This is a genomic window from Pseudalkalibacillus sp. SCS-8, assembly GCF_040126055.1.
Taxonomy (GTDB): domain Bacteria; phylum Bacillota; class Bacilli; order Bacillales; family Fictibacillaceae; genus Pseudalkalibacillus; species Pseudalkalibacillus nanhaiensis.
In genome coordinates this window covers 1179229-1204776 of sequence record NZ_CP143541.1, presented here as the reverse complement: position 1 = coordinate 1204776, position 25548 = coordinate 1179229, and the positions used below count along the sequence as shown (strand labels likewise).

The following is a 25548-nucleotide window of genomic DNA, read 5'->3' as shown; positions in this document are numbered from 1 at the left end:
TATAACAAAAAACCCTTGATAAACAAGGGTTTCTTGGCATAGATATATTTTTCGGAAATTTTTTTAAAATACACAAATTGGCATATTATATTGTGAATTTTTTGACGATTATTTGGTTATCATGACGGATTTTTCTTTCATTCGCCCTCCCGTCCATGTATTTCGAAGGAAAATCATACTCACAAACAAGAACGAACTTATACCGAAACTGATGACCATGATGTTGAATCCAACCGTATCAAGAAGAAAACCGGTCAAAAGCATCAAAGCTTGAAAGATGATATTATCCACCATCCCCTTGATGGAAAAGAAGCGACCGTGAAAATCTGATGGAACATCGGTCTGAAAGATTGTCGTTGCGACTGGGAACAATGTCCCTGCTGCAAGCCCAAATAACGCAAATGTCAGAATGGATGGAATAAAGTGATCTGCGAAGACGAGCGAAAGTTGAGCTGCCGCAATGACGAACGTGATGATCGATAAGTAGATGAATTTAGGGTTTTCCTTGAAAAACCGGTTTGCAATGAAGGTACCGATGAAAACACAAAGTCCCTCCGTCGTATAAAGAATCCCTTTAATTCCTGGTGTGTTCTGTATTTCACTGATCTCGATGACGATCAAATTGAAGCCTGCTATGAACAAAAAGGCTGGTATCAATAAAAGGATACTGTTGATGACCATGCTTTTCTTCCGTATGACCGGATAAAGTTCTTGGATGGTTGTGATGAAGTTTTCTTTCTTTTTTTGTTGATCCACACGCTTCTCTTTTTCATCGACCCTGATGAAAAAGGTTGCAACGAGTAAGATCACATAAGAGACGAGTGTAACGGTATAAAGTGAAAACAAGGACATGCCGACCAACATGACGCCACCAAGCGCTGTCCCTACGATTCTTGCGCCAGTGAAGATATTGACATGCACACTATTCGCAGCTAGAAGCTGACCTTTGCTGACTACCAACGGGATCATCGTCTGCATAGCAGGGTTTGAAAAAGTCCCTGAAATACCGATGATGAACGTGTAAATCAGCATCCACCAGACCGAATTCGTTGCAATGGCAAGATACATGAATAAGATTGCGACACATCTTGCAATACCTGCATAGATCAAAATATTGCGTTTATTACTGCGGTCAATCACTCTTCCTGCCATTGGAGCAAGGAAGATCCCTACAAGAAAGCCTGCAAGGATGATCAGTGCTTGTAGAAAGGATGATTCGACGTTTTTTTGTAAAAACTCAAGGTTTCCGATAATTCCGACCCAAAGACCAGTACTTGAAACCGCAAGACCGAACATCAACAAAATGAAATTCCGGTTTCTCCACACTTTTTCTATCTCCTCTCAACCCAGAATGCCATTTATTTCGGGTCTCTAAATATATGTGTTCATTATATACCCGATTCAATCGTTTTGCATTAATTTTGTTTGAATTTGGATCGCTTTTCTTAAGTGCCTATATAATACTGACCTACGAATTCGATAAACTGTTTTGTTTCCTCAGTTCTGTCTTTTTGAATCAAATAAGTATGAGCAATCGGCAGTTTTAATTCCCCCGTTTGAACTTCCAATACTCTTCCTTCTAATATTTCTCTTTTGACTGATGTAACAGGAAGGAATGAAAAACCGATCCCTTCTTCAATAAATCGTTTGGTCACATTTACATGAGATACGATCATCGTCCTTACTTGTGGATTAATTTGCCTTAAAGATGTTAAGAGATCATCCCAGTAAAGCGGATGATTATGTGTGAGCAGGACCTGTGACCTCAAAAGGTCATGAAAATCGATTGGAGGGCTCGTTTCATCATCGCCTCCATCGTGAGGGGCAACAAGGATGACAGGGTCCTCATACAAGGTTTCACAAAATATTCCATTCTGCATCGCTTTTACCCTTGAGATTCCAAGTTGTGCTTCTCCCCGCTCCACATATGCCCCAATATCCACCGAATCGATCACTTGGATGACCACTTCGATATGAGGGTGTGCATTCATAAAGGCTTTCACAATATGCGATAAAATTGAAGCAGCTACCAACGGTGAAACAGCTATCGTGAGTTTCCTTTCATAACCTTGCTGCCAGCTGGAAAGAGACTGCAGGCCTGTCGTGTATTGTTCGAGGATTTTTTCAGCATGAGGCAGGAAATGTTTACCTGATTCTGTCAAACTGATGTTCCTCCCACTTTTTCTAAAAAGCCGACAACCTAATGTCTGTTCCAACTGCTGAATATGTACAGTTACGGTCGGTTGTGAAATAAATAACCGCTCTGAGGTGAGCCTGTAATTTTCAGATTTTGCAGCCATAATGAACGTCTGAAGCCAACGAATTTGCATGAACAAATCCCCTCCCATTAATTATGATTCCCTATCAATTTTCAGAAAATCATTTATTAGAATTAATGATAAGGTCCGTATAAAATAGAATCAAGAAATTATTACCAAGGGAGTGTTCGTCATGTTGAAAGAAGGACTTGCAGGTGTAGTGACTGCGCAATCACGAATCAGTCTTGTAGATGGGGAAAAGGGCCAACTTGTGTATCGAGGATATTGGGCAGAAGACATCGCCCAACATAAATCCTTTGAAGAGGTTATGTACTTGTTATGGTACCAACGCTTCCCTCAACCGGTTGAATTGGATACATTTATCCAATCGATGAAGAATGCCCGCGTGCTATCGGAAACGGAAGAGTCGATTCTTCATTCACTTCCAACAAATATGGATATGATGAGTGTGATTCGTACGATGCTTTCGACCAGAGGGACCACCGATTATCAATGGCCATCAACGATTGAAGAAGGAATCCAGTTGACAGCTCTTGTACCGACCATTATTTGTTATCGATATCGTCTATTGAATGGAATGGGGCCTATAATGCCCCGTAAAGATTTGGACCATGTCAGCAACTACTTGTATATGCTTCATGGAACTGAACCCAGAAAGGCTCACGTCAAAGCATTAACAGGCTATCTAATTCTCACGATGGAACACGGAATGAATGCCTCCACCTTTGCAGCACGCGTCATTTCATCCACTCAGTCTGATTTGGTTTCAGCCGTTGCTGGGGCAATCGGGGCAATGAAAGGACCATTGCACGGAGGAGCACCTTCTGGGGTTATCGACCTGTTGGAGGAGATCGGTTCAATCGAGAAAGCAGAACCTTATATCCGGAAAAAGCTTGAGAATGGTGAATTGTTGATGGGATTCGGTCATCGTGTCTATAAGACGATGGATCCCCGGGCACGAGCTTTACGAGCAATCACATCCAACCTTACCCAGGATGATCCTTGGTTTGCCCTTGCAAATCAAGTTGAACAGCTTGCCATTGAGCTTCTTGATGAATACAAACCAGGAAGACGTCTATACACGAATGTAGAATTCTATGCAGCCGCCATACTGAAGGCGCTCCAGATTCCTACTGATCTGTTCACCCCTACATTTACGATGAGCCGGATCGTCGGGTGGATCGCCAATGTATACGAACAAAATGAAAACAACCGTATCATTCGTCCATCTTCAGAATATGTCGGAAAAATGCCGGACCCAAAGTAAATACAAAAGGAGGTGCCTACTAGGCGCCTCCTCCCTACAATTAACCTTCATTATTTTCTCCGTTTTCCTCTTCAGGCATTTCTTCATCAGCCGGTTCTTGTTCTTCTTCAGCTGGTTCCTGCTCTTCAGTCGGCTCTTGTTCTTCTTCACCGTCACCAGCAGCACATCCAAATAACAATCCTACTGTTAAGAAAGCTGAAAGTGTACCGAATAAGTATTTTTTGAAATTCATCTCCTGTCCCTCCTTTCATGTAGCATTTCCATTAGGCTTTCCCGTTTCTTACGAACTATACGAGTGCTTAAAGAAAACTTGCTTTGCTCGACATTGAGGTATAAATTTGGCGAATTCGCCTGAATAGTAGCTATAAAAAAGTGAGATAAACGAGGTGGTTTCTCGCTTTATCTCACATACTTACTGCTTATGGCATCTTCTTTTTTATGTTAATCTTTTATTACATCAAGGTTTACATATTGAAAGGGGCCAGATCATATGAGTTCGAAAACAATCCATCGCTCCGTCTGTCCACTTGATTGTCCCGATACATGCAGTCTTGTCGTGGAGAAAGAGAACGGAAAAATCACAAAAGTGGATGGAAATCCTGAACATCCCGTAACTAAAGGAGTCATTTGTCATAAAGTCAGGAAAATGCCTGAACGGGTCCATCATGCTGATCGACTTCTCTATCCCCTCAAAAGAGTTGGAAATAAAGGAGACTTTTCATTTGAAAGGATCTCATGGAAAGAGGCCTATGAACACATCACCAAGAAACTTAATTCAACGATGGCAGCACATTCCCCTGATGCAATTTTGCCTTACAGCTTCTATGGGAATATGGGCATTCTGAACAGTGAAGGAATGGATCGACGTTTCTTCAATCGCCTCGGAGCAAGAAAGCTTGCGCGCACCATTTGTAATGCAGCAGGAGCAGAGGGATACAAGCGAACGATGGGAAAGTCGCTTGGTATCGATCCTGAAGACACCATTCATTCCAAGTTGATCATCATTTGGGGTTGTAATTTGATCAGCACGAACATGCATCAAGTGATCTATGCAAATAAAGCTCGCAAAAACGGCGCTAAGATCGTCGTTATCGATGTCCATAAGAACCGCACCGCGAAATGGGCGGACCACTTTTACCAATTGAATCCAGGTACAGACGATTGTTTGGCATACGGGCTTATGCATCTGCTTATAAAAAACAATCAAGTTGACCATGAATTCATCAACACTTATACAAATGGTTTTGATGCCTTAAAAAAAGATCTTGAAAAATACACACCTGAGTACGTCTCTGAAAAGACTGGCCTTACCATTGCTGAGATCGTTGAATTAGCCGACCTTTACGGCACGGTTTCACCATCATTTATCCGTATAGGAAATGGGTTGCAGCATTATAAGAACGGCGGAAACATTACACGGGTCATTTCCAGCTTACCTGCTCTCACCGGTCAATGGGGGAAACGAGGCGGCGGGGCTTTAAAAGGGAATTCAGGATACGCGGAATGGAACACAGATAAGCTCCAGCGACCTGACCTCCATCCGAATCCAAACGCAACGGTTACAAACATGAATCAGCTTGGTCAGGCACTTCAAGATAAAGAAAATCCAATTCATTTTTTGTTTATCTATAACAGTAATCCTGCTCAAGTCGCTCCAAACCAGACACTTGTACGGGAAGGTCTTATGCGGGACGATTTATTCACGGTTGTCCACGATCTCTTTTTAACGGATAGTTGTCGGTATGCTGATATCGTTTTACCTGCAACGAGCCATTTCGAAAATCTCGATCTTTATAAGTCTTATTGGCACCTCTATGTACAGTTGAGTACGCCTGTTATGGAACCTATGGGAGAATGCAAATCGAATTTCACGTTGTTTAAAGAACTGGCTGAATGGATGGGATTTGAAGAAATGTGCTTTCAAGACACGGAGGAGGACATGGTTCGAGATGCACTTGATAACCCGACTAGTCCTTATCTTGCAGGGATGACGTATGAAAAGCTTAAGGAAAAAGGATGGGTCAAGCTTAAGCTGCAAAAAGAGACGACTTTTCCCGAGTTCATCCCATCCCCTTCCGGAAAAATTGAACTGTCTGGAAACCAGGTTCGTCAGTCAACGCCTGAACAGAAGACTGATGAACATACCATAGAGTATCCTTTCCAGCTTATGAGCGGACCAAACCACCAATTTTTGAATTCTACTTTTGCAAATCAGGAAAGCTTACAAGCTCTAGAAAAACCTGTGGTCTATATACACCCGGAAGATGCAAAACCAAAAGGAATCCAAACTGGTTCTACCGTCAAGATCTATAACCATTTAGGACGGGTAACGTTACGTGCGGAGGTCACAGATGATGTGAAAAAGGGATTACTGGTAACCCAGGGGCTATGGTGGGACGATAAGGAAAAAGGGCGTTGTTCAATCAATGTGCTGACCTCCGATACCCTCTCCGACATAGGAGGCGGTGCCACCTTTTTCAATTGCATGGTACAGATCGAACGACATTATAAAGAATAGATTCATTTCCACCATTTACCGTGGATAATGTTTTTTCAAGGTGAAACACTTCGTATAAGAGGTTATATTCCCCTAATATTACCAATTGAAGAAAACTTGGTCCAGATACAACTTGCCGCTCGAAGGGTTCGGTGGGCGGAGAAATGACAAAACACCTTGTTCAGATGGCTCAACAACAATTAGGTGGAGGAAGATAACCCTACACCCGGGAAAATGAGGTTGGCCCCGAATACACGTATCAACACTACCTGGATGGGATATTTGATACATAACGGGTCAACCTTTTTCAATTGCATCATGTAGAGAGGAGAACATTCTATGAAAGCGAATAAACGAGAATATAATGATTTGAGCCGGTCGATTGACCAGATTTCAGAAGGATTGGATGCAGTAATAGAGCTTTACAATGAACTCGAGGAAGATAAACCGATCATCAAGCTCGATGATCAAGTGGTTTCACAATTGGAAGAAGCGAAAGAAAAGTATGGAGAAGACTTCATTGATCGTAAACTGAACACATTGATAAAAGAAGCTCTGTCATGGTTAGATGCACCCAGTGAAGAAGAGTAATTGAAAGATTTGTACTTTCCTGTCATATACCTGAAGGATTACCCAGGAAATACCTTGGAAATTTGTCGAAAGCTCACAAAAAGTGCAGCCTTTTGTTGCGGAGGTGGAGGCCTTAAGTCATTCTTGGACAGGCTCACGACACTCCATGTAATATCCACAATCATGACAGCGTTTCTTCAACTCGATATCGATGGCATATTCAATCCGTTCACAATCAACACATATGTATTCGAACATCTCTGCCCGACTCCTCCCCATAACCACATGTAACTTCCACTATTATACATCAAATAATCGGATAAGGACCTTCATTTATATCTGAATTTTACAGGTGCGTGCATTATGGCTTCCCAAAAAAACACCCATCCTCCAACCGTCAAGCCTTGCAAAATGATTTCATCTACAACTATCGTTTCCATGGTATTCTTGAAGTATAGTGAAACCGTCGTGAATAATAAGGATATGATGACATAGAAGACGGTTTTTACGAGCGAACCTACCCCCATTTATCTTGTGAAAATTTGTGATTCAATTGATCAACGATATAGACAAGAAAGGAATAAAGGCTTTATTGTAGAATTAAACCGAAAAGCTTATGAACTGCTATTTATAAGTACCATTTCAATACATCAAGAAGATATCACAAGGAGGTTGTCGTGATTACGTTCCAGCATCTTCTGACTCGCGAGACCACTGACCGTTACTTAGAGGTATTACATATTCCAAAAGCTCGGGCAGACCTGGCTTATTTGAAGACACTCATAAAAGCTCACCTACATACCATACCCTATGAAAACTTCAGTAAATACCACTTTGCTGAAGATCACCTGGAAAGGGACTCTTTCCTGCCGGATACAGATGAATTTCTTTGGAATTTTATCGAAAAAGGATGGGGAGGCACCTGTTATCCATTAAACATCCATTTTTCAAGATTGTTACGTTCACTTGGGTTCGAATGTTCATTGGTGAGGGTCCATAGTGGTCACATCGGCATAAAGGTCCAATACGGAGGCAACGATTACTATGTCGATGTCGGGTACGGTTGCCCCTTGTTTCAACCCCTTCCCCTTGCAGACCACGACATGATCAAATTCAGGAAATTGGGTGAAGAAATATACATTCGTAAGATTTCGGAATCAACGTTTGAAATCGATCGCCACTCGGATGGAAAATCATTCGTCCAAAAAGAGATTGATTGGTCATCCCGTTCTGAGGATGAGTTTAGCAAAGAGATCAATATTTCCCACCAGGATCGTAATGAAAATACTGTGATGCGCCGATTGAACGCCACCATTTTCAAGCCACGCTACTGTTATTACGTAAATAATGATACAATCACGCGAAAAAATGCATATATGAAAGAGGTTTCTCGTTTCTCCAACCGTCATGATTGGGCAAGGAGAATCTACCATATCTTTGGTATTGAAGAAAAAATAGCCTTGAAAGCAGCCGCTTACCTAGAAGATCGAGGTATACAGCTATTCAAGGTATAATAGAAAAAAAGGGGGAATTCCCCCTTTTTTCTTTATGCTAAATGGGCAGCTGGTGCCTTTTGATCTTCCGATTGGTCGTATTTTGTACAACGTTGATAGCCTCGATATTTTTTCTCCAACTGCTCTCCGAACTTGAAAATTGCATCCTCGTTTCCAGTGGCACTCATGATTTGGACAGCAATAGGCAGTCCCTTCGCACTCTCGCCGACTGGAATTGTTAATGATGGAAGACCCCAAACATTCCCATACGAAATGTAAGGAAGGTATCGCAGGAACGTTTTTTGGATTGAGAAGACTTCTTTATAAATCGTTCCATGAGTTGGAGCAGGTGAATGATAAACTGGCATGACGATCAATCGTCGATCCAAGTATCGACCAATTCGTTCATCACCTGTCTTTAGAATCTCCTTTATTTGATTCAGTCTTCTTCTCGAAGGTTTGAATAACCGCATTCCGATCATTGCCCAAGACAAGTAAGCATGGATGTCCGAGGTGGATACTTTTGATCGTAGAAATTCAACATACGGACTTAATTGCTTGTCATTCACCAACAGATGCTTTCGTAGTGCTACTCCCCCATCAAGGGACATGAGCTGTTGCCATATGAGAGTGGAGTCGGAAAAATGCGGCGGTTCATCCGTTTTAATGGAAAAGTCGGTTTCAAAATCCTCCTTGATTGTCCGGATGAGCCTCCCCGTTTCTACGCCTAACGGACATGGATAGAACTGTGGCACAATCAGTTCGAATGAAGATAGATCATTTTCTCTCGTCTTACTGTCAGCAAGTATTCCATTAATCAAACGTGTGTCTTCCACACTTTTGGCCATTGCCCCAATTCCAAGCATCCTCTGCTGTTCCTCATATTCAATATAAGGATAATTCCCCTCTTGGCTGATTTGACCATTCCCTGATTTGAAGCCGATGATACCGTTGAAATGACTCGGTATCCGAATTGATCCCCCTATATCCGCTCCAATCCCGACAGCTGCACCTCCAACACTGATAAGAGCCCCTTCTCCACCACTGGAACCCCCAGAGCTACAGGTAACATCCCACGGATTGTTCGTCGTACCATATAAGGGGTTCACCGTCTCCTGACAATAGCATAATGAAGGCGTATTGGTCTTTCCTAAGATGATTGCTCCCTCTGATTTCAGCCGCTTGACTACCTCGGCATCTTCCTGAACGACATGATCCTTACGGTGTATCAGTCCTCCCGTCGTTTTCATGCCCTCAACATTGAAGCACTCTTTCACACTGATCGGCACGCCGAAAAGCCGTCCTTTCGTTTTTCCTTCCTTTAACAAACGATCAGCTTCTTTAGCTTCTTTTTCAGCAAGCTTGAAACGATTTTCCACAAGACAATTAATCGATGGATTGATTGCTTTCAGGTGATTGATATACGTTGCAGTTGCTTTTTCAGAAGTCAGTTTCCCAGTTTTGATCTGTTCAGCTATTTGCGAAGCATCCATATCCAAGATTGACATAGAACCCCACCTTTTCCGCCTGTGTCAGGCGTTCATTTTGATAGAGGAATGTTCAACATAAGTTTCCTTTATGGTTATATACGAGAAAAACCTGAAACATTCCTCTAATTTGGGGGAATAGAGATTATATTACAAAAAAATCTCCCAAATTAAATTGGAAGATGAAAGACGAAATAAACCTTAGTTATTTTTATGTAGTAATAGATTATCTTTTAAAGCACTCTTCGAAATGGCAAACTCCTCCACCATTCGTTGTATCACCTGCCGCCGAAACCGGAGCTGATACAGCTACAACGCATGCACAAGCAAGCAAGAAGATTTTCAGCTTTTTCATTTTTACACCTCCTGACAATAATACATCTCTTTACTAAAGTTTTAATGGGGCTACTTTGATGAATAAAATGTTATTTACTTTTATTACCTCTTAAAGCATTCTTGATGTTGACATACTCCGCCAGTATCCGGCGTTACTCCACCTGCAGAAACAGGAGCCGATACTGCCACAACACACGCACACGCAAGTAAAAACATTTTAACTTTTTTCATATTTTTAACACCTCCTAACATTTATTCATAATATTACTTAATTTTCTTAAAAATGTAAATTGATTTGTAGAATTTTCTGTAAATTAGTTCCTTTATGATGTTCTGATTCTCCGTTGCATTCTAAAAAAGAAAACGGTATCATATGGTTAAATGACTAATGCAAACGCTTGCACTACAAAACCTACAAAACAACTAGTAAATGAGACAGCACACTGGGGAGAGAGAATATGAAAAGACAATGGTGGAAAGAAAGTGTGGTCTATCAAATATATCCACGAAGCTTTAAAGACAGCAATGGGGATGGAATTGGCGATATCCAGGGGATCATCTCCAAACTGGATTATTTGAAGGATCTTGGTATTGATGTCATCTGGGTATGTCCTGTCTATCAATCTCCGAATGCGGATAATGGATACGATATCAGCGATTATAAAGACATCATGACCGAATTCGGAATGATGGATGATTTCGATGCCCTGTTGAAGGAAGTCCATCAACGTAAAATGAAATTGATCATGGATCTTGTCGTCAATCATACCTCGGATGAACATGAATGGTTCATTGAATCTCGTAAATCAAAAGACAATGCCTATAGAGACTATTATATTTGGCGTCCAGGAAAGAACGGAAAGGAACCGAACAACTGGGAATCGATCTTTGGTGGATCCGCTTGGACATACGATGAATTGACGGGTGAATATTACATGCATCTGTTCGATACGAAGCAGCCTGATTTAAATTGGGAGAATGCACAGGTTCGACAAGATGTTTATGACATGATCAACTGGTGGCTTGATAAAGGCATTGATGGATTCCGGGTCGATGCAATAAGTCATATCAAAAAAGTACCGGGCTTCCCTGACATGCCAAATCCAGAAAACAAGGAATATGTACCTTCCTTCGATGGACATATGAACCGTGAAGGAATCGACGAATTTCTTACTGAGCTCAAACAGGAGACGTTTGATCGTTATGACATCATGACAGTTGGTGAAGCGAACGGAGTCAACATTGAAGATGCAGAAACATGGGTCGGTGAAGACGAGGGCTACTTCAATATGATATTCCAGTTCGAGCATATGGGGCTTTGGCAAAAAGACAATGAGGATACTTTTGACCTTATCAAATTCAAAGAGATCTTAACCGGTTGGCAAAAAGGATTAGAAAATCGAGGTTGGAACGCGCTTTACCTTGAAAATCATGATCAACCACGTTCTGTTTCTCGCTTTGGCGATGACGGGGAATATCATGAACAGTCCGCGAAAGCGCTAGCCGCATGTTATTTCTTCATGCAAGGGACCCCATACATTTATCAAGGTCAGGAAATCGGAATGACAAACGTCCAATTCCCATCTATAGAGGATTATGATGATGTCGGTATGCATAACCTTTACCACGAAGGCATTGAGAACGGAAAGACCCATCAGGAAATGATGGAGATCCTTTGGGCGACAGGACGGGATAACTCGAGGACACCGATGCAATGGGATGATTCAGACTTTGCAGGATTTTCTACACATCAACCGTGGATCGGCGTGAATCCAAATTACGAAACACTGAACGTCAAAGCGCAACAACACGACCCAAACTCGATTCTCGCATTTTATAAAAAAATGATTCAGCTAAGAAAGAATCACGATGTTCTCATTTATGGAAACTACGATTTATTGTTGCCCGATCACCCTCAACTCTATGTGTACACCCGAACTTTAGGTGGCGAGAAAGCATTCGTTGTCACGAATTTGAGTGCTGAGCATGTAAAGTTGCAGTCAAAGGAACTTACTGAACTGAAGAATAACAAAATCATCCTTTCAAATTACGAAAATCAGGATGAATGGAACCTTCAACCTTACGAAACACGCGTCTATATATAATGGTATATAAAGGGATGAACTGCTGGAGCAGCGTCATCCCTTTTTCATTGTTTAGGTTCAGGTCTAGCTTTCTCATTATGAACCTATTTCAGAAAAAATGAATCCAAACGGAGAATTATGAACCCAAACAGAAAATTATGAACCTATATCACGAATTTATGCACCAGTTTCTATAATCCTAATCCAACGCTCAAAAAAACAGCCCTGTCCTGCGACAGGGCTGTCCGCTTTAACCTTTATTTAATACTGCTTTCGAACAAGTGGAAATTTAAGCCGTATGGATCCTTTACCATAATGCTCGTTGAGCTGTGCTCCTCGGTTATTTTGCACCCGTTTTCTAACAGGCGGCTTTTCATGTTCTCAAAATCATCCGTTGAAAATTCAAAGAACACATCATTACCCTTTGATTTTTCAATAAAGAGGTTGGTTCCGTTCATTGACATCTTCGTTTCAGAGTCATACGTCTTTTCTACTTTCATGCCTATCACATTTTTATAGAAGTCAACGGCCTCAGAATAATCATTGACCTGTACAGCTACGTTGTTCGTCAACTGCAATGGAACATGCTGATTGATCTTTCGCTTTGGTACGAATCCAGCTTGTCCTTTAGGTAAAAGATCGAATAAATGCCAAACTGCACAAAAATCATCACCTGGACCCAGAGGCGCATGTGCGTGGTGATAAATGTTCCCCTTCTCATCTTTTCGGAAGGTCGAAACCCCAGGATGAGGAGAGTCACCATCGGCATAGCCCATGTCCTGTTTGAAGGTTGTCCCTTTCGTTGAAACCATCGGGAATTTCCAACCCCGCTCTGCTGCTATATCTTCTTGCACACGAGGTTCGTCTGGTGTACTGACCACGAATGCTGCACGCTCAATAAGATGGTGGTATACGCCATTGAATCCATCTGCCCAAAGTGTGCAATAATTACAGCTTACACCCATGTTATGAATGACGATCAACTCGTCTTTATCTAAAAACAGCTCAGAAAGTGTCACAGATTCATGATCTCGATCTGTGAAAACGTAATTTTCGACTTGTTGTTCAGGTACTTCTTTTCTCATTTCTGCTAATTGTTTCTTCTTCTTTTGGATCTCTTGAGATAATTGATTAATTTCTTCAAGCAAAGTTTGCACTTGCATGAACAGACCTCCTAAATGTTTTTTAAGATCTCATACAAGGAAACATTCTTCATCAACCCGAAGAGTCCTTTTTCTTCTTTTGTCGATTTCGGGCCAGCTCATCGTCAAATTGTTTTGAGCACACCACCGAAGCATACGGTCACGCTGGATGACGGCTAGGTCTCCAAAAGGCATCGACGACCACTGGATCGCATTGAACCGGTGTTTCGTTTCAGGATTTGAATACATGAGCCGGAAACCACCAACATTGTCATCATCCAAGGCCCAAACGACCCTTGCGATATTGGAATGAAAGATGGCACCTGTGCACATGACACATGGTTCAACGGTTGTATAAAGCGTGAAGTGGCGTCCTGCCCCTTCTTTCAGCAAGTCTTTACTACTGTTTCGGATCACTTCCAACTCTGCGTGTGCTGTTGGATCAAACTTGAGATAGACGCGATTACGATCCCGCCTATACAACGTACCATCTTCCTTTACGAGTACCGATCCAAATGGAGTACCGCTTTCCTGTTCCGCTATCTCCCCTTCTTCCAGGGCAATTTGTAAATAATACCGATCTTGCTCCAACAGTCCCAAATAGGCTCACTTCCTTTTATCAATACATCCTGGTTGTCTCTACTAACCTGAACAGAAATGAAGCGAAGCATACACGAAGAGTTCATATCACAGAACACTATGAAAGTTGTTACCAATATCCAACTCGTCTTATACAGTCTCCCAGGACCAAAAAATAGAACTGCCTGGTCCAGACAGTTCTAAATTGCGTTGCTATGCAAGATGACATTCGAGGCCCATCGGACCCCATTCCGATTCGAATATGAATCCTGTTTCGTCATCATAATCCAATGTCAGTTCATCATCGAGGTTCCGTTTTGTAAAAAGGTCGACATAGAAATCAATTCCGGCTGCTTGGATGACGTCATCCCCTTTTCGTGACTCATCTTCAATCAGTTTGAATTTCATCATCGTCCCACATCCGCCCATCATCTCGGCATCAATGCGAAGGATTTTACCTTCCGCCAGTTTCAGCAGTTTCAGTTGATGCAGTGCTTTTTCCGTTACGGTCATCTGCATGTTCGTTTCCTCCTCGGAGTTGATCAACCAAACTAGACTTTGAAAACAGTCGTTCCTTCACCTTTTGGCCAGTCGGTGTGATCGCAAGTCCTCCCAAAGCCGTCTCTTTGAGGGCTCTTGGCATATCTTTACCTATATCATACATCGTATCAATCACTTCGTCACATGGAATGCGGCTTTCAATGCCCGCCAACCCCATATCTGCAGCTGAAAATGCAATCGACGTCCCGATGACATTCCGCTTTATGCAAGGCACCTCTACGAGCCCTGCAACTGGATCACATACAAGACCAAGAAGAGATTTCATTGCAATTGCTGTGGAATGGACGGCTTGTCGGGGAGATCCACCCTTCAATTCTACAATGGTGCCAGCTGCCATTGCTGTCGCAGAACCTACTTCTGCCTGACAGCCTCCTGCTGCGCCTGAAATGAAAGAGCGGTTCGCAATAATATACCCGAGCATACTTGCTGTAAACAAGCCCATGACAAGGTCATCGTCTTCCAAATCTGTGTTCTTTTGCAGCGAAAACAGCACACCAGGTAATATACCCGCTGCTCCAGCTGTCGGGGTGGCGACAATGACACCCATCCGTGCATTGGTTTCAGACGTCGCCATTGAACAGGCCATAGCATCACTAATGATTGAACCGGAGAGCATATCTCCCGCTTCAATATATTTCTTCATCTTCACGGCATCACCGCCTGAAATCCCGCTCGGTGCCTCGGATGCATCATTCAATCCATCCTGGACAGCACTTTGCATTTTCAAGAAGCGTTCTTTCATCATTTCGAAGATTTGTTCTCTTGAACGCCCTGATCTCACTTGTTCTTGATCAATCATTGCTTCAGCAATGGTTTTGTTTTCACGTTCACAATAATCGATTAAATCGATTGTTGATTGAATATCCATCGTATTCACCTCCACAATTATCGACCAACAGCTTCTGAGAAAGATTCTCTTAACTTTTTCAGGTCATCCGTCGTACTGATTGAAAAATCCGTCTTCTCGCTGTTCACACGGAAGATCTTCGAAAGGCCGCCTCCGACCGATGCGCCACCGACCACGATGGAGCGTCCATCCGCTTTGGCATGCACGATAGCAACATTCGGATGATCGAACTCCTCACATGAATCTGCAAAAGTAAAGTCATATGAAAGGTTGGCCTCCTCAGCCAATGCATAGGCATGCTTGATGCGTTCATCCTCTGTGTCGTATCCTAACAATCCGCCTAAGAGAGCTTTATCTGTTCCATGACCTTGATACGTTTCTGCAAATGAATCAAACAATTGGATTTCTACTTCTTCGGGCTCTTTCCCAAGCAATTCATAAACAACACGACCAATCCATACAGCACCAGCAGTATGAGAACTGGACGGACCGACCATAATTGGACCTATAATATCAAAACAACTGTTATATCCCATTTATCTAACGCCTCCTATCCGATAGGGAAACGATTATCACCAAACTCTTCCCTGTCATGAAAAACACGATTCATTTTTTGCGCGCAAAAAAAGGACAAAGAAGGTGATGTCACCTGCTCTGTCCTTTTTACCTGAGAGTTTATTACTTACTACCCCTTTGGTGGCTCTCGCGCTCTCCAGAGATGCGTCAGATCGTAGTTCGTTTACCTGAGAGATTTGCTCCAAGGCTTTTTGGAACTTGCTCCTTCGGTGTCGGTGTACGGCTTCCGACTCTCCCACGACCTTCATTCGCATATTCGATTCTTATTTCATTATGTCGGATTTTAGGTCGATTTGTCAAAAGTTTTCTGAAGGATACGTAATCGCTTACAACAAGGGACTGCCTAAGGTTAAGTGGACTGGCCGGTTATTGTTTATTGAACTGGTCCATGATCTGTTCAGCTAAATCGACCAAAATTTCCTTGTGCTTTTGTACATCATAGGTTTCCTGTTTATTCAAATACGTGATTGTGTACCAGATATCATTCTCGGTCCATTGAAGCATACTGCTTTCAAGAGATTGGTTCGTCTGAAAATGGCCGGTGCGTTGATCTGAAAATTTGACTGGGGTAGCTATTCCAGTTGGGAGTCTAGAACCTGTTGCATCCTCCGCTTCAACTGAAATCCAGCCTTCTAGAGGGTCATCGTTCAATACACTTTTCAACTTGACCCTGATCTCCTTACCGTCCTTTTCGTTCATATCAAGCAAATCGACTACTTCGAACGGACTACCATCAAAAGGTAGATTTTCTGGTAAAGGAAGTTCAAAAGGTAAAGCTTCAAGGGCTGCTTCTGTTGAAGGTGCTATATAAGCCGTTGTAAGAGGCATGTTGTCGGTATCCATCAAATGGGTCGCATCCTCCACTTCCTCTAACAGGTCCGTGTCTAATGTGGGTGGAAAATCATTTCCTGGAACAAAAACAAGATGATTCCAATGATACTCATGAAAACGACGGCATGGATCCACTTTCCCATCGTATTCCCCCTTAAATGGATAGGTTTAACCTATCCGCGCATTTTCTACATCACTTCTGGATAAAACCTTCTATCCCTTTACCATTCTCTGGAATGAGTACCATCTTACTATTAATAAAAAGATGAGACTGACTCTAATGTAAAGAGCCAGTCCCATTTGAACCTTTAAATATCAACAATAAAAGCAAACAGAGCCTTTTAATAAATAAAAAACACCCATTGAAGGTGTTTTTTTAATATGTATGGCTGGGCTAGCTGGATTCGAACCAGCGCATGACGGAGTCAAAGTCCGTTGCCTTACCGCTTGGCTATAGCCCAACAACATTTTTTATTATGAGAAGTTCACTCGATTTTATACGTTTATTTTACAATATTTCACCGTATTTTTCAAAATGTATGAGCTTAATTTTTCGAGGGGAAAGTAAGGAACGAGGTGATTGTAATGCAATGGATAGATGACTTATACGAGACATTCAAATATCATTTTTCAGCTGATGAAGAAGATATGTACCCAATCGTATATGGCGTATTAGAAGTGAAGAGTAAAGAGGAAATCTTCGAATTACTTGATGAACTGGCTCATGAAGATATGACTGAAATGGTGACACTATACGTACTTGATCGATTACAAAAAAAATTAGCCGAAGAAGGCATCGGTCGTGTGACGTTGGGTCAAGACTACACAGAAGATTACCTTCAATAGCTAATTTTTTAACCTTTCAATATGTACTTTTCTGTACCGTTTCGGAACTAACGTGTTTTGGTAGAACACAATAATCTAATAAATGGTTTCCTCTCGTACTTTTCCATAACCCAAAGCATCGAGTGCTTGTTGTAATGTCGTGTATATGTTCATATCTTTCAGTTCGATCCCTAAATTTACAGCAGTTATGGCTACGGCACTTCGGATTCCCGTAAAGAGTGATTTCACGCCTAACAAGCGAAGTGTCTTCACCAATTGAAAGAGATGATTTGCTACCATTGTATCCACTACGGCAACCCCGGATAAATCGATGATGATCCGGTCGAGCTTCAGTTCTTCACAACGTTCAATCGCTCGATCCTGAATAAGCTTCGCCCGGTTTGTATCAACCTCCCCGATGATCGGCAAGACGGCTACTCCATCAAATAAAGGTACGACGGGAACAGACAGTTCCAATACCGCCTCATGGTACTTTGCTGCAATTTCAATGTTATATTCGACAAAGCTTTTACTATATCCATATACAGCTTGGTCTAATATGACGTCCAGGCGATTGGCAATTACAATGATCTTGTCCAGTGAAAGATCTTCTTCCTCAGCAAATTCAGCAACATAAGACCAAAGCACTTTACGATAATATGGTGTTGTCCTTAACGATTCCGAGATCGGAGCTTCAACCACTACAGCTTGTTTACCTTTTTCAGCTCCCCAGCTGACGATTTCCCCGATATCATGTTCAATATCCTTATCTAAATAATCCCCGATGAGCTGGATGAGATCTAACGCTCTACTTAAAAGAGATTCCTCTGTAAAGAAATCATTTTCAGTATCGATATCCTGACTTCTCATGCTCACGATCTGTCCTGCAATTTCCACCTTATTGGCAATGATGGATTTGGCTAACCGTGTGATGTAATCGTTCTTTACCGCTTGATTTGACATCAAATCCCCCCATGTTCTTAATTATGCCGCATAACTACTTCGTTACCATCCACATATGTCCTTCAACCAATTTTTACTGAAGTGTCAGACACTTCAGCTGACCACTGATATGACGGGCTTCTTCCGAAGTGTCTGACACCTCAGCTGATCATTGATATGACGGGTTACTTTCAAAGTGTCTGACACTCCGAAGGAACTGAAGGCGTTCGTATGGATTTTTTATTAATAATCGGATGTTTTTATTTTTTATTTTCTATGACATCTTGAAGAAAAATCTTTTGGGAGAAGCCGCCCTTTTGTTCCTTCTTCTTTTTCCTTACGGTTTCAAGTTTTTCCACTGAGCAACCGTTGGCACCTGCTAACGAATAAATGACTTCAAGTACATCTGCAAGTTCCTCAATACGTTCCGTGCGCGTATTTGCTTGACGGTATTCTTCGAGCTCTTCGGCTGCTTTCACTTCTAACATCGTTTTGTAAACATCGTCGCTGAGTATTTCCGCTCTGTATTCATCCCCAGATTTTGCAATGATTTCAGGAATCCTATCCCTGACGAGCTTATTATAGACCCGCATGTTTCTGATCGCCCCCTCTAACTTCCTCCTTCTTTTTACGAAATTCTTGATGAAATGTTTCGTTTGTCCATCCTTTTTATGTATAATACTTTATCAATAATTCATAATCCTTCGTCTTTTCTATAGGAATTTGATGATTTATGGCAAATCGCTCAAGATCCTCATAAAGACCCGCTGGTTCAAAAAGGATGAGGCGAATTCGAAAAAAACCCTTAACCCGAATGATGGCACACTTTGATGACCAGCCCACACGCTTAAAGGAGATTTTCTCAATCTGTTCAGGCTGAAGTCTCTTCCTGAAAACAAGCAGCTTAATCCACCTCGTCTCAAAGGACACCTTATTCTCATACAGATGGAACTCGTATCTAAATAATACAAGGAAAAGATAACAACTTACAATCATGATCCGATAAGTTAAGCTGCTTTCAACAATAAAAAGAATTGCGAACAAAAACATGAACAAATACTCGTTCTTCCCTCTAGACTTATAAATCAATTCTCCACCTCTCTCCCATCTATGGTATATCTTTCTAAAGTATAACAGTCCTCTATTAAAAAGAGGACTGAAATCTCATTCCTAACACCATCTATGAATCTATGATAAAATTTTCCTAAAGGAGGGGTATTTTTTATGAAAACATTTGAAGAGAAGTTAGAACAGTATGCAGAACTAGTGGTCAAAATTGGTCTCAATATTCAAGAGGGACAACGACTATTGATCATGTCCCCGCTCGAGGCGAAAGATTTCACGAGAAAAGTGATGAAATATGCTTATGAGAACGGATGCAAGCACGTATTCGTCAACTGGCATGATTCCGAAACCTCCCGAGTACACCTCGAACAGGCACCGGAAGAAACACTGAAAAACAACCTGCAACAATGGGACATCGATAAATTCAACAGTTTGGTTGAGAACAACGATGCACTATTGAACATAACTGGTGATGATCCAAGTGCCTTTACAGGCGTTTCCCCTGAACGTCTCATGTGGGTCCAAAAGGATAAAGGAGAAAAGCTTGAAACCTTTTCAAAAGCACAGCTGAATGGCGACACGCATTGGGCGATCGCCGGCGTTCCTACTGCTGGTTGGGCAAAGAGCGTTTTTCCTGAAAAGAGTGAAGAAGAAGCGATTGAATCATTATGGGAGGCCATCTTCCAGACCGTCCGAATTGACCAGGAAGATCCTGTTAAAGCTTGGGAGGATCACGTCAAGTCACTGACTGAAAAAGTCGATTACCTTAATGAAAAACACTTCAAGTCCTTGCATTACAGATCGGAAGGAACTGATTTGAAGATTGATCTTCACCCTGATCATCTCTGGATTGGCGGTGGTCACACGTCAACATTCGGAACATCTTACATACCTAATCTTCCGACAGAAGAAGTGTTCACGACTCCTCATAAAAATGGTGTCAATGGTACTGTCTCCAGTAAGAAACCATTATCAGCCATGGGCAATATCATCGACAATTTCAGCCTGACATTTGAGGACGGTAAGGTTGTGGATTTCTCTGCTGAAAAAGGCTATGAGACACTGGAGCAATTGTTGAACATCGATGAAGGTATGAAATTCCTTGGGGAAGTAGCGCTCGTTCCTTATGATTCACCAATATCCAATTCGGGAATCATCTTCAACAATACGCTATATGATGAAAATGCGGCATGCCACCTGGCAATCGGAACCTCAATCACTATGTCTGTAAAAGACGTCGGCCATCTCAAGAAAGAAGAGCTTGAAGAAATCGGCGTGAACCAAAGCCGTGGTCATATCGATTTCATGATTGGTTCTGCAGACCTGGATATCACTGCTGAAACAAATGAAGGAGAAACGATCCAGCTCTTTAAAGATGGAAACTGGGCAATCTAGTTTTCATCTTAAGCGAAGAAGGGACCGGACCCTAAGATTAACACTTCTAGGTCCAATCCCTTCTTTTTTCATGCAAAATCGAATACTTCAATCTTGTTACTCTGATTCACTTGTACGATTTTCCCTTTTCCGAAGGTTCCTTTCTTCGCTTCATAATGACAATTCATACAATAGGAGTATGCGAGATCCGGTGGGTAACCTTCCTTCAACATTTGTTCAACGGATTGGATCTGTAAACAGTTTGGGCATTGGAAATACCATTTTCTTTTTTCCTGGCCATAACGATTAAGGCCGTGCGATTCCCACTCATTCACAGAGTACTGCAGCATCCTACGATCCACCTTCCTCCAACATAGTATGGTGTCCAAAAGAGTGACTGATCTCGTTTCATGATGTTTTCTATTTACATATTAGAAGATGATTATTAAATTCATTTAAATGATTGGTGTGTTTTCCATTACAGATAGGTAACCACTCGTATTTACGGAAAAAAGAGACAGCTACATCTGCTGTAGCTGTCTACACATCATCCCGTGGGTCTGATAAAAAAACGATTGAGCTTTAATGATGCTGAGCGTTTTCCTCTGTAAAAGCGTATGCACCGCTTGATTCCATGACGACGAATTGTTCAAAATCTCCTGATTCAACAGGAGTTCTTATTTGGTTGGATGTCCGATTCATCAAATGGCGGAATTGGGCCGTCCGATTAACCTTCAATTCCATCGCTGCCTTGCTTACATGCACAGGCAGACTCTTTTGATTACCCAGTAAGACATAACATCTTTCTGCATCGAGTGGTTGTATTTCTTTAATGTGATCATGGGAGAACCATAGACACGCCTCTGATTTAGGCGATTGAGTCGGGAACATATAAATACCTGTTCGATTGCAAATCATGATTGGGACCATCCGGTTGTAGTTCGTCAAATGGGTCGCACCCTCTACACGACCTTTATAGCTCGAACCATGGAACAAACAACTCTCATTAATAATCTGCAGCGGCTTTTTCTGGATAATCAATTCACGGTCTGTCTCGACGATTAATGAATGCAAGTGACCATGTACGTCATAGTGAGGCAAAATGACCATCGTTTCCCCGTTGATTAAATACTCCTCATACACAACTTTACCCACTTTCATCCCCCTCAAAAGATAATGTTTGAAGGTCTAAGATGCATCAACACTTATCAGACAACCCTCCTTCTTTCATCCTGAAACAAACATACCATATTATGACAAATTATTGTATAATTTTTTAACTATTTTGTATATTTTTCAATATATTGAAAAACACTCTATCATCGGAATAAGTCCAACCAGGATTAGCCGCTATTCTTCAACGCGAAAAAAAGGATGACCCGATACGATCGGATCATCCTTCCTTTTTATACGCTACAGGTCAAAACGAGCTGCATTCCGATTTTCCCCATTCTTCTAACCCCATGGTCTTCAAATCCACACTTCAGGTAAAGCTTCTGCGCAGCACGATTTCTCTCATTGACTGCCAAAACAATTTCCTGCACATCTGGAAAATGCACGTTGACGTAATCGGAGAGCTGTTCAAGTGCCAGCTTTGCAAATCCTTTTCCCTGATACTTTGTATCAATGGAAAAAGCAATCAACAAGAGACAGTGATTCTTGTCTGTGTAGTTTTTGACACGTTCTCCAGACTGTAAAACAAAGAATCCAATAGGCTTTCCTTCTGAAAGAATGACGACCGGGTTGCGGGACGCATCCTTACAGGCCATTTCAATCATCTCTTTTGGATAGGCGGTGAACTGTAATTGGTCTTCTGGTAAATAAAAGTCGTTAAGCTCCTGATCATAATCGGGTGAATATGGACATAAATCCACATCTGCGGATTGTTGAAACATACGATCCCACTCCAATTCATTATCCAAATAAGGTACCGATGAAGACGATGAAGGTCAGCACGACAGATAACGCACCCGTCATAAAAACGGTGGATACGGTCCTCGCACCTGACTTCCAATTGGTCACCCCTATTGTACCAAAGATACCGATTACAAAAGTAAATAATACAAGACCAAAGCTTAAACGATAATCAAGAAATGGTGGGAGTACATCTTCAAAAAACGCTTGTACCAAGAACAGCACGACACAAACTATCATCAGGATGAAGGAACAAACATTCAGAAAGATCCCCATAATCGCCTCCATTTTTGCGTCACTTTTCTTACATGTTATGTTCGTGTCAGACAGCAACAGTTCCTTTAGTTAATTAAAGCTATTTTCCGACAATCAATAGGTGAAAAAACGCTGGTTTTCAGAATAAAAAAAGATGTGGCCGACCTTTTGTCAGGTTCAACCACAAATTGTCATCTCCTCTTCTACTTGACCGCGTTCATAATCAAAATCGTGACTGTGATGATGCCGATTGTATACATCCCAAACTGGAGCATCAACCCAATTGCTTTCTCAGGTTTCATACCCAATACCCCTTTCAATTTGACCTTCTCAAACCAAAACCACAGCATCACAACTTTGTCTTTATCTATTAGGATGTCTGAATAAAGCTTGTCTCAAACGGTCAAAAAATTAATTTTTCAATGTATCTTTTCACTTATCATCGGTCGTTCCATTCTACAAAGGGTGTTGACATTGAGAACGTCTCTCAATTATATTGTTGATAATGATAATTGTTATCAATTAAACAATCCAACATAGAAAGAGTGATTACAATGAAACGCGTACTAATCCTTTTTGCCAGCATGTCTGGAAATACTGAAGAAATGGCAGATATTATTGAAAGAGGTTTGGACAGTGATCATATTGAAATCGTCAAAAAGCAGATCGATATTGATCCGATTACAACTCATGAACTGAAGGATTATGATGGCCTCTTATTTGGTTCCTACACTTGGGGAGATGGAGACTTGCCGGATGAACTCGAAGATTTTTATGATGAACTGGAAGATTTGAACCTGGCTGGATTAAGTGCTGCAACATTCGGTTCTTGTGATTCCGCTTATCCTCAATATGGTGCAGCTGTCGATATTTTACGCGATAAGCTTTTCGAGCTTGGGGCTGAAATCGTTTTGGATGGATTGAAAGTCGAACTTACTCCTGATGAAGAAGATGTAAAGGCATGCCTCAAGTTTGGCAGGTCCTTTGCTGAACACTTGCTTCATCAACCTTCTTATTCCTGATATTTTCATCGATAGGTATATGGTCTGACTTAGAGCAAATTAGTCATAATCCTCGCCCTATGAAATACATTCGTAAATGAAGAGGGGTGGAGGAAGATGCGACAAAACCCTATTAATGATCGGGACGTAACACCTACCTATCCTGGAGATATGTTGACCATCATAAAACATGGACTGAATCGGACAGGTAAGGCAAAGCGAATTCTCATTCTTGGGGCTGGAATGGCGGGATTGGTAGCTGGTTCTTTATTAAAACAAGCTGGTCATCAGGTCATTCTGCTTGAAGGGAATGACCGTGTCGGTGGCAGGGTATTTACAATGAGAAAGCCCTTCTCCACCGGCAATTATTTAGAAGCCGGAGCTATGCGGATTCCCAGCGAGCATAAGCTTACCCTCGAGTACATTAGAAAATTCAATCTTCCGCTCAACTCCTTCATCAACTCTACGCCCAATGACTACTTATATGTGAACGGGGTAAAAACACGGCGTTCGAGCTATGAGCGGTCCCCTTCCATACTTAAAAGTCCAGTAAAAGAAGAGTACCGGAATAAAACAGCATTAGACATTTTCCTTGAAGTCGTACAGCCTTTTCTCGATATATATAATCGTGCCCCACCACAAGAGCAGATCAAATTGAAGGAAGAATATGATACTTACTCGTTTGGATCCTTTCTTCGGAATAATCCTTTCGGCAACTCTTTAGATTTACCAACCATTCATCTCATACAAGTAATGCTAGGGATTGAAGGCTTTCCAGAGCTTTCGTTCATTGATATTTTAACGGACGTTGTATCAACTATTTTCAACGGAGAAATCGATTATTATGAAATCACTGGTGGGAATGATCTCCTTCCGTGGTCTTTCATGAAAGAGCTTTGCAGAGACGTACACTTCAATCAAACCGTAACTCAGATTAACCAGTCAGGCGGAAAAGTCGAGGTCTCGACCAGAGATTCGAGAACTTGGCAAAATCATCTCGTTCAAGCGGATTATGTCATTACGACGATTCCTTTTTCTGTTTTTCAATTTGTCCGACTCCTACCCTCTCATTCTTTTTCTTTTTACAAAAGGTCTGCTATTCAAGCTCTGCATTACGTCCCTTCAACTAAAATCGGGCTGGAGTTCAATCATAAATTTTGGGAGGGGGAAGGAATATACGGAGGTAGCTTGACCACTGACCTTCCTTTACAATTTTCCTATTATCCGAGCCATGATCTTGGTAAGCCGGGACCAGGAGTGATGCTTGGAAGTTACAGCTGGGAAGATAACGCTGCACTATGGGATGCTCTCCCCGAACAGCTGAGGATCCATGAGGCTCTCCGTATGCTTTCTTACGTCCACGGCCCAGTTGTATTTTCTTCATTCATGCAAGGAGCATCCTTCAGTTGGGCGCAAAACCAATTCTCAGGAGGGTGTTTCACTCTGTTTAAACCTTACCATTTCAGAGACTATGGAGAAGTGATCAGAATGCCAGAAGGAAGGGTTCATTTTGCTGGGGAACACACTTCCTCCTTTCACGGTTGGATTGAAGGGGCCGTCCAATCTGGTATACGTGCTGCATGGGAAGTAAACAATCGGACAAGATAGCGCCCTTCATCATCC

Annotated in this window: 26 protein-coding genes, 1 tRNA gene, 1 pseudogene and 1 riboswitch; of the genes and pseudogenes, 10 read left to right on the top strand and 18 right to left on the bottom strand. The window is 41.8% G+C overall.

Going from position 1 to position 25548, the window contains the following annotated elements:
• Window positions 1-108: 108 nt before the first annotated feature.
• Together V1497_RS06280 and V1497_RS06275 are read right to left on the bottom strand one after the other, a co-directional pair.
• Window positions 109-1335 (bottom strand): MFS transporter, encoded by a 1227-nt coding sequence (locus tag V1497_RS06280; RefSeq protein WP_414703631.1) that lies wholly within the window; start codon window positions 1333-1335, stop codon window positions 109-111.
• 110 nt (window positions 1336-1445) lie between these two features.
• Complete coding sequence (locus V1497_RS06275; RefSeq protein ID WP_349410122.1) at window positions 1446-2330, bottom strand: LysR family transcriptional regulator; 885 nt, start codon at window positions 2328-2330, stop codon at window positions 1446-1448.
• A gap of 121 nt (window positions 2331-2451) precedes the next feature.
• On the opposite strand from V1497_RS06275, the gene V1497_RS06270 reads away from it, so the two are divergent.
• The gene (locus tag V1497_RS06270) at window positions 2452-3546 is read left to right on the top strand and encodes a citrate synthase/methylcitrate synthase (RefSeq protein ID WP_349410121.1); all 1095 of its coding nucleotides are present in this window, start codon (window positions 2452-2454) and stop codon (window positions 3544-3546) included.
• A gap of 40 nt (window positions 3547-3586) precedes the next feature.
• Here the strand turns inward: V1497_RS06270 and V1497_RS06265 are convergent, their stop codons facing one another.
• Window positions 3587-3778, bottom strand: coding sequence for a hypothetical protein (locus V1497_RS06265; RefSeq protein WP_349410120.1), 192 nt, complete (start codon window positions 3776-3778; stop codon window positions 3587-3589).
• Window positions 3779-4036: 258 nt separating this feature from the next.
• Between V1497_RS06265 and V1497_RS06260 the strand changes: the two genes are divergently transcribed.
• The 4 genes and pseudogenes from V1497_RS06260 to V1497_RS06245 all read left to right on the top strand — a co-directional run bounded on the left by V1497_RS06260 (window position 4037) and on the right by V1497_RS06245 (window position 8127).
• A complete protein-coding gene (locus tag V1497_RS06260) occupies window positions 4037-6064 on the top strand; it encodes a molybdopterin oxidoreductase family protein (protein WP_349410119.1) in 2028 nt (675 codons plus the stop codon).
• 95 nt (window positions 6065-6159) lie between these two features.
• Window positions 6160-6261, top strand: a pseudogene (locus V1497_RS06255) (small, acid-soluble spore protein, alpha/beta type); the annotation flags it as partial.
• 121 nt (window positions 6262-6382) lie between these two features.
• Entirely contained in the window at window positions 6383-6634 is a 252-nt protein-coding gene (locus V1497_RS06250; protein WP_349410118.1) for an atypical membrane-integrating protein (Mistic protein), read from the top strand.
• A 656-nt stretch (window positions 6635-7290) separates the two neighbouring features.
• Window positions 7291-8127 (top strand): arylamine N-acetyltransferase, encoded by an 837-nt coding sequence (locus V1497_RS06245; protein WP_349410117.1) that lies wholly within the window; start codon window positions 7291-7293, stop codon window positions 8125-8127.
• 32 nt (window positions 8128-8159) lie between these two features.
• Here V1497_RS06245 and V1497_RS06240 read toward each other — a convergent pair whose 3' ends face one another.
• Window positions 8160-9614 (bottom strand): amidase, encoded by a 1455-nt coding sequence (locus V1497_RS06240; RefSeq protein ID WP_349410116.1) that lies wholly within the window; start codon window positions 9612-9614, stop codon window positions 8160-8162.
• A 205-nt stretch (window positions 9615-9819) separates the two neighbouring features.
• Entirely contained in the window at window positions 9820-9948 is a 129-nt protein-coding gene (locus V1497_RS06235) for a hypothetical protein (RefSeq protein WP_349410115.1), read from the bottom strand.
• 439 nt (window positions 9949-10387) lie between these two features.
• Between V1497_RS06235 and V1497_RS06230 the strand changes: the two genes are divergently transcribed.
• Window positions 10388-12034: an alpha-glucosidase gene (locus tag V1497_RS06230; protein ID WP_349410114.1), complete on the top strand. Its 1647-nt coding sequence runs from the start codon at window positions 10388-10390 to the stop codon at window positions 12032-12034.
• A gap of 236 nt (window positions 12035-12270) precedes the next feature.
• On the opposite strand, the gene V1497_RS06225 is transcribed toward V1497_RS06230, so the two are convergent.
• The 7 genes from V1497_RS06225 to V1497_RS06195 all read right to left on the bottom strand — a co-directional run bounded on the left by V1497_RS06225 (window position 12271) and on the right by V1497_RS06195 (window position 17010).
• On the bottom strand, window positions 12271-13176 hold the full coding sequence (locus V1497_RS06225; protein WP_349410113.1) for a DUF899 family protein: 906 nt from the start codon (window positions 13174-13176) through the stop codon (window positions 12271-12273).
• A 30-nt stretch (window positions 13177-13206) separates the two neighbouring features.
• Entirely contained in the window at window positions 13207-13755 is a 549-nt protein-coding gene (locus V1497_RS06220) for a nucleoside deaminase (protein WP_349410112.1), read from the bottom strand.
• A 192-nt stretch (window positions 13756-13947) separates the two neighbouring features.
• Window positions 13948-14253: an iron-sulfur cluster biosynthesis family protein gene (locus V1497_RS06215; protein ID WP_349410111.1), complete on the bottom strand. Its 306-nt coding sequence runs from the start codon at window positions 14251-14253 to the stop codon at window positions 13948-13950.
• Window positions 14189-15163 carry an L-serine ammonia-lyase, iron-sulfur-dependent, subunit alpha gene (gene sdaAA, locus V1497_RS06210; RefSeq protein ID WP_349410110.1) on the bottom strand — a complete coding sequence of 325 codons (975 nt, stop codon included), beginning with the start codon at window positions 15161-15163 and terminating at the stop codon, window positions 14189-14191. The genes V1497_RS06215 and sdaAA overlap by 65 nt, the downstream gene beginning before the upstream one ends.
• A gap of 17 nt (window positions 15164-15180) precedes the next feature.
• Window positions 15181-15678 carry an L-serine ammonia-lyase, iron-sulfur-dependent subunit beta gene (gene sdaAB / locus V1497_RS06205; RefSeq protein WP_349410109.1) on the bottom strand — a complete coding sequence of 166 codons (498 nt, stop codon included), beginning with the start codon at window positions 15676-15678 and terminating at the stop codon, window positions 15181-15183.
• 185 nt (window positions 15679-15863) lie between these two features.
• A riboswitch (glycine riboswitch) is annotated at window positions 15864-15966 on the bottom strand.
• A 118-nt stretch (window positions 15967-16084) separates the two neighbouring features.
• Entirely contained in the window at window positions 16085-16564 is a 480-nt protein-coding gene (locus tag V1497_RS06200) for a hypothetical protein (RefSeq protein ID WP_349410108.1), read from the bottom strand.
• 371 nt (window positions 16565-16935) lie between these two features.
• Window positions 16936-17010 (bottom strand) — tRNA-Gln (locus V1497_RS06195).
• 124 nt (window positions 17011-17134) lie between these two features.
• On the opposite strand from V1497_RS06195, the gene V1497_RS06190 reads away from it, so the two are divergent.
• Entirely contained in the window at window positions 17135-17395 is a 261-nt protein-coding gene (locus V1497_RS06190; RefSeq protein WP_349410107.1) for a DUF6154 family protein, read from the top strand.
• A gap of 75 nt (window positions 17396-17470) precedes the next feature.
• On the opposite strand, the gene V1497_RS06185 is transcribed toward V1497_RS06190, so the two are convergent.
• Window positions 17471-18337 (bottom strand): STAS domain-containing protein, encoded by an 867-nt coding sequence (locus V1497_RS06185; protein ID WP_349410106.1) that lies wholly within the window; start codon window positions 18335-18337, stop codon window positions 17471-17473.
• A gap of 239 nt (window positions 18338-18576) precedes the next feature.
• Window positions 18577-18909 carry a nucleoside triphosphate pyrophosphohydrolase gene (locus tag V1497_RS06180; RefSeq protein WP_349410105.1) on the bottom strand — a complete coding sequence of 111 codons (333 nt, stop codon included), beginning with the start codon at window positions 18907-18909 and terminating at the stop codon, window positions 18577-18579.
• Between the two features lie 631 nt (window positions 18910-19540).
• On the opposite strand from V1497_RS06180, the gene V1497_RS06175 reads away from it, so the two are divergent.
• Complete coding sequence (locus V1497_RS06175) at window positions 19541-20776, top strand: aminopeptidase (protein WP_349410104.1); 1236 nt, start codon at window positions 19541-19543, stop codon at window positions 20774-20776.
• Window positions 20777-20844: 68 nt separating this feature from the next.
• Here V1497_RS06175 and V1497_RS06170 read toward each other — a convergent pair whose 3' ends face one another.
• The 4 genes from V1497_RS06170 to V1497_RS06155 form a co-directional block, all read right to left on the bottom strand.
• Window positions 20845-21105: a VVA0879 family protein gene (locus tag V1497_RS06170; protein ID WP_349410103.1), complete on the bottom strand. Its 261-nt coding sequence runs from the start codon at window positions 21103-21105 to the stop codon at window positions 20845-20847.
• Between the two features lie 232 nt (window positions 21106-21337).
• Window positions 21338-21910 carry a competence protein ComK gene (locus V1497_RS06165; RefSeq protein WP_349410102.1) on the bottom strand — a complete coding sequence of 191 codons (573 nt, stop codon included), beginning with the start codon at window positions 21908-21910 and terminating at the stop codon, window positions 21338-21340.
• 251 nt (window positions 21911-22161) lie between these two features.
• Window positions 22162-22650 carry a GNAT family N-acetyltransferase gene (locus V1497_RS06160; RefSeq protein ID WP_349410101.1) on the bottom strand — a complete coding sequence of 163 codons (489 nt, stop codon included), beginning with the start codon at window positions 22648-22650 and terminating at the stop codon, window positions 22162-22164.
• Window positions 22651-22669: 19 nt separating this feature from the next.
• Window positions 22670-22945, bottom strand: a complete 276-nt coding sequence (locus V1497_RS06155) for a hypothetical protein (protein ID WP_349410100.1) — start codon at window positions 22943-22945, stop codon at window positions 22670-22672.
• A gap of 533 nt (window positions 22946-23478) precedes the next feature.
• Here V1497_RS06155 and V1497_RS06150 point away from each other — a divergent pair.
• Both V1497_RS06150 and V1497_RS06145 read left to right on the top strand, forming a co-directional pair.
• On the top strand, window positions 23479-23946 hold the full coding sequence (locus tag V1497_RS06150; protein WP_349410099.1) for a flavodoxin: 468 nt from the start codon (window positions 23479-23481) through the stop codon (window positions 23944-23946).
• Window positions 23947-24042: 96 nt separating this feature from the next.
• Entirely contained in the window at window positions 24043-25533 is a 1491-nt protein-coding gene (locus tag V1497_RS06145; RefSeq protein ID WP_349410098.1) for a flavin monoamine oxidase family protein, read from the top strand.
• Window positions 25534-25548 lie beyond the last annotated feature (15 nt).